Source organism: Streptomyces phytophilus (assembly GCF_013870535.1).
GTDB lineage: Bacteria > Actinomycetota > Actinomycetes > Streptomycetales > Streptomycetaceae > Streptomyces > Streptomyces phytophilus.
Genome location: NZ_JACBXC010000406.1, coordinates 1 through 4,769, shown reverse-complemented (window position 1 = coordinate 4,769; position 4,769 = coordinate 1). Strand labels below are relative to the sequence as shown.

The 4,769-nt window shown below is 69.6% G+C and carries 6 protein-coding genes; 1 reads left to right on the top strand and 5 read right to left on the bottom strand.

Going from position 1 to position 4,769, the window contains the following annotated elements; all coding sequences use genetic code 11:
* Positions 1–27 precede the first annotated feature (27 nt).
* The 5 genes from H5J30_RS17960 to ehuB all read right to left on the bottom strand — a co-directional run bounded on the left by H5J30_RS17960 (position 28) and on the right by ehuB (position 4,158).
* Complete coding sequence (locus H5J30_RS17960) at positions 28–840, bottom strand: IclR family transcriptional regulator (protein WP_181788434.1); 813 nt, start codon at positions 838–840, stop codon at positions 28–30.
* Between the two features lie 211 nt (positions 841–1,051).
* Entirely contained in the window at positions 1,052–1,861 is an 810-nt protein-coding gene (gene ehuA, locus H5J30_RS17955; protein ID WP_181788433.1) for an ectoine/hydroxyectoine ABC transporter ATP-binding protein EhuA, read from the bottom strand.
* Positions 1,845–2,498, bottom strand: coding sequence for an ectoine/hydroxyectoine ABC transporter permease subunit EhuD (gene ehuD, locus H5J30_RS17950; protein ID WP_181788432.1), 654 nt, complete (start codon positions 2,496–2,498; stop codon positions 1,845–1,847). Before ehuD ends, ehuA begins: the two co-directional genes overlap by 17 nt.
* Positions 2,495–3,241 (bottom strand): ectoine/hydroxyectoine ABC transporter permease subunit EhuC, encoded by a 747-nt coding sequence (gene ehuC / locus H5J30_RS17945; protein ID WP_181788431.1) that lies wholly within the window; start codon positions 3,239–3,241, stop codon positions 2,495–2,497. Before ehuC ends, ehuD begins: the two co-directional genes overlap by 4 nt.
* A complete protein-coding gene (gene ehuB, locus H5J30_RS17940) occupies positions 3,241–4,158 on the bottom strand; it encodes an ectoine/hydroxyectoine ABC transporter substrate-binding protein EhuB (protein WP_181788430.1) in 918 nt (305 codons plus the stop codon). The genes ehuC and ehuB overlap by 1 nt, the downstream gene beginning before the upstream one ends.
* Positions 4,159–4,255: 97 nt before the next feature.
* Between ehuB and H5J30_RS17935 the strand changes: the two genes are divergently transcribed.
* On the top strand, positions 4,256–4,756 hold the full coding sequence (locus H5J30_RS17935; RefSeq protein ID WP_181788429.1) for a DUF3830 family protein: 501 nt from the start codon (positions 4,256–4,258) through the stop codon (positions 4,754–4,756).
* Positions 4,757–4,769 lie beyond the last annotated feature (13 nt).

Below are 4,769 nucleotides of genomic sequence, written 5' to 3'. Positions count from 1 at the left end.
CAGCCTCCGCAGCCCTGCCGGCCCGCGCTACAGCGACAGCGCCAGCAGCAGGTTCCCCGCCTCCGTGTTCAGCTTCTCCGCCGCCGCCCGGAGGCGGTGCGTCTGGTGGACCGGGAGCGACAGCGCCACGCAGCCCACCTCGCGGCCCGCCGTCAGCGGGACCGCCGCGCAGACCGTGCCCACCGCGTACTCCTGGAGGTCCAGGGTCGGGACCGTCGCCACCTGGCGGTCCAGCGCCGCCAGCACCGCCTTCTCACTCGTGATCGTCCGCGACGTCAGCCGCGCCGTGCGGTGCCGCGAGAGGTGTTCGCGGCGGGCGTCGTGGTCCAGCTGGGTCAGGAGGCACTTGCCTATCGCCGTCGCGTGCGCCGCCGAGCGGAAGTCCACCCACTCGTTCACCCGCGGCGTCCCCGGCGCGTCCGCGATCTGCGTGACGCGGACCTCCCCGTCCTCGTACCGGCCCAGGTAGATCGCCGCCCGCGTCGCCTTCCGCAGGTCGTTCATCCCCCGCTGCAGCTTGTCGTGGACCGCCCGCGTCCGGCTCCCGCCCGCGCCGAGCAGCGCCACGGCCTCGCCGATCGCGTACGAGCCGTCCTCCAGCCGCTCCAGGTAGCGCTGCCCGCGCAGCGTCAGCAGCAGCTGCGCCAACTGCCCCGGCGGCAGGCCGGTCTCGCGGGCGAGCAGGGCGACGGACACTCCCTCGCCGCCGTGCCGGGACGCGGACTCCAGCACGCGGAAGGCGTGCCGTACGGCGGGGAAGGGCGCCGCCGACGCGTCGTCCGCCGGCTCCGGTCGCCGGCCCGGGGGCTGGTCCCCGGGATCCGGGTGCAGGACCGCCACGTGGTCTCCCCACTCCTGGCAGGCCCCGAAGTCCCGTCGACCTCACCGCGGGCCGTATCCCACCGTAGCCGCACAACTCCCCACCGTCACCCACGCGTTCGCCCCCGGGTCCCCGCGTCCGGGCGTCACCCCGGCCCGCGTTCCCCGGACGGCACGCCGGCGGGCGCCCTCCGGCACCGGAGGACGCCCGTCCGGTGGCGTCCGCCGTGCCTCAGAGGATCGCGTTCAGGAACTGCTGCGTGCGCTCCTGCTCCGGCTCGCTGAAGATCTTCTCCGGCGGTCCGGACTCGATGATCTTCCCGGCGTCGAACATCAGCACGTCGTCGGAGATGTCCCGCGCGAAGTTCATCTCGTGGGTGACGCACAGCATCGTGATGTCCGTGGTCTGCGCGATGTCCCGCAGCAGGTCCAGCACGCCCGCGACCAGCTCCGGGTCCAGCGCCGAGGTGACCTCGTCCAGCAGCAGCACCTGCGGGCGCATCGCCAGCGCGCGGGCGATCGCCACGCGCTGCTGCTGGCCGCCGGAGAGCTGGGTGGGGTACTTGTCGATGTGCTCGGTGAGGCCCACCAGCTCCAGCAGCTCCCGCGCCCGGGTCTCCGCCTCGTCCTTCGCCATGCCCAGCACGTGCACCGGGGCCTCGGTGATGTTGCGCATCACCTTCATGTTCGGGAAGAGGTTGAACTGCTGGAACACCATGCCGATGTTCTTGCGCACCTCGCGGATGTGGTTCTCGCCCGCCGGCTCCAGCTTGCCGTTGCGCTCCTCGTGGAAGAGGTGGTCGCCGTTGACCTTGATGGTGCCGCTGTCCGGCTCCACGAGGGTCATCAGCAGCCGCAGGATCGTCGTCTTGCCCGACCCGGAGGGCCCGATGAGCGTCACGTGCTTGCCCGACGACACGTCGAAGCACAGGTCGTCCAGGACGACGTTGTCGCCGAACCGCTTGGTCACGTTGTCGAAGCGGATCAGTTCGCTGCCGTCGACGGGCGGGTTCTCGGTGGTGGAGTCAGGTGTTGTTGACAAGACGACGCTCCAGGACTCGGATCAAAAGGGAAGCGGGGTACGCGATCACGATGAACGCCACGCCCACGACGGTGATGGCCTCGGTGGTGAAGGTCTCGTTGCTGAACTGCCGGGCCTCGCCCAGCATGTCCAGCGCGCCGATGACGGCGATCATCGGCGAGTCCTTGAGCATCGCGACCACGTAGTTGCCCAGTGCGGGCACCACCCGGCGGATGGCCTGCGGCAGGATCACGGACGACCACGTCCGCCCGCGGGACAGGCTGAGCGCCTTCGCCGCCTCCCACTGGCCGACCGGTACGCCCTCGATGCCCGCGCGGTAGACCTCGGCGGTGTACGTCGAGTAGTGCAGGCCCAGGCCGACGATGCCGGTGGTGAGCGGGGACATGGACGGGCCCCACTGGGGCACCACGTAGAACAGGAAGAACAGCTGCACCAGCAGCGGCGTGTTCCGGATGAACTCGGTGACCGCGGTCACCGGCCAGCGGATCCACCGCTGCGGCGCGCGCTGCGCCATGGCCCAGACCAGGCCGAGGGCGAAGGCGATCAGCGTGCCGAGCGCCAGGGCCTGGAGCGTGACGAGCACGCCGTCCCAGAACCGCGGCATGAACTCGTCGACGACATCCCAGTCGAACGTCATCCCAGACCTCCAGCGCCTTGAGTGCTCGCCTGCATGGACTCACCGCTGGGGCTGAGCTTGCGCGAGAGCAAGCCGTTCTTCTTCTCCGGAGCCCGGCCCACCCCCGCTTTGGCCCGGCGCTCCAGCATCCGCATGAGGCGGGTGAGGATGAACGCGAGAATGAAGTAGAGGACCAGCAGCAGCGTGTAGATCGGCGCGCTCTCGTTCTTCGCCAGCCGCAGCAGGTTCCCGGCGAACGTCATGTCGGCGACGGCGATGACCGACACCAGCGACGTGCCCTTCAGCAGCTCGATCAGCAGGTTGTTGAACGGCGGGATCATCTCCGGCCACGCCTGCGGAAGCTCTATGCGGCGCAGCCGCTGCCAGCGGGTGAAGCTGAGCGCGATGCCCGCCTCCCGCTGCGCCGCGGGCACCGCCGCCAGCGCGCCGCGGACGATCTCGGAGCCGTACGCGCCGTAGGTCAGGCCGAGCGCCAGGGTGCCGGACCACAGCGGCACGAACTGCCAGCCGAGCATCAGCGGCACCGCGAAGGCCATCCAGAACATGAAGATCAGCGCGGACATGCCGCGGAAGATCTCGAAGTACGTGCCGGCCAGGAACCGCACGATCCAGAACCGCGAGGTCCGCAGCGTACCGACGACGAACGCCACCAGGGCGGACAGCAGCGCGCTGTAGACCAGCACCTGGATGGTGATCCAGATGCCCGGAAGGAACCACTCCGTGAAGAAATCCCAGGTCATCATCAGGGACACAGCTCCTTCACGGTCTTGTCCGTCATCTCCCGCTCGGTGAAACCGAAGGGCTTGACGAGGCGGAGCAGCTCGCCGCTCTCCTTGAGCTTGTGCAACTCCTCGTTGAAGGCGTCGCGCAGGTTCTTCTCCGACAGCCGGAAGGCGAAGCCGCCGGCGCCGTAGGCGGGCTCGCCGTCGACCATCGGCTGGAAGGGCTTCGTGCTCTCGGCCCGCTTGGAGCCCTTGACCGCGTTGAACACGGTGACGTTGGTGCCGGCGAAGGCGTCCACGCGCCCCTGCTCGACGGCTTCGAGCCCGGCCACCTGGTCCGGCAGGACCAGGACCTCCTTGACCCCGTTGGCCTTGGCGTAGTCGATCTCGGCGTACGCGGTGCCGCTCGCCAGCTTCAGACCCTGGTCGGCGATGTCCTTGTAATCCTTGATGCCGTGCGGGTTGCCCTTCTTGACGATGAAGGCGTCCAACATCAGATAGTCGGGATCCGCGAAGAGCACCTGGGCACATCTGTCCGGGTTGATGTACATTCCCGCGGACACCACGTCGAACAGCGCCACCTTGAGCCCCGGGATCAACGCCCCGAACTCCACCGGCACCGGTTCGATCTTGGGAATCCCCAGCCGCTTGAAGACGACCTCGGCGATCGCCGGCGCCTCCCCGACGGCGTCGCCGTCCTCGTTGATATAGCCGAAGGGCACCTCGCCGGCGATGCCGACCTTGACGACGCCGCGGTCCCGCAGCTGTTCGAGCAGGTCACCCCCTTCGACGGTGCCGTCCGCCTCGGCAGTCCGGCTGCAACCGGCGGCGCCGCCGATCGTGCCGGCCGCGCCGGCGGCGGCGGCTGATGCGAGCAGCGTGCGGCGCCTCAGCCCGCCCGGCCCGCTTCTCGTCTCGTTCTCACCACGTAGAACCATGGGCGCGCGGCTACCCGCCCCCGCCGAAGTTATGCGGGTCGGTTCCGGGCGGTGATCCTCCCGTTATCGTGGGATACACCGAACGAGGGAGTGGTGCATGTCTGCACGATTTGTCGAGGTCTCTCTGGCCAAGCGCGGTGTTCGCTGCACGGCGAAGCTGCTCGACGACAGAGCCCCCGTGACGTGTGCCGCGGTGTGGGACGCGCTCCCGCTCGGCGGCGACGTCTACCACGCGAAATACGCCCGCAACGAGATCTACGCCCTGCTCCCGGCCTTCGCGGAAGCCGAACCGCCGCTGGAGAACCCGACGGTCACCCCGATCCCCGGGGACCTGTGCTACTTCAGCTTCACCGACACCGTGCTCGGCACCGCCAGCTACGGCTACGAGACGGAGGCCAAGCACCAGGGCCGCACGAGCGTCGTCGACCTCGCGCTCTTCTACGAGCGGAACAACCTGCTCATCAACGGCGACTCCGGGTGGGTCCCCGGCATCGTCTGGGGCTCGGTCGTGGAGGGCCTGGACGAGATGGCCGCCGCCTGCCAGGACCTGTGGCGGGCCGGCGCGCTCGGCGAGACCCTCAACTTCCGCCGGCTCTGACACGGCGCGGCGC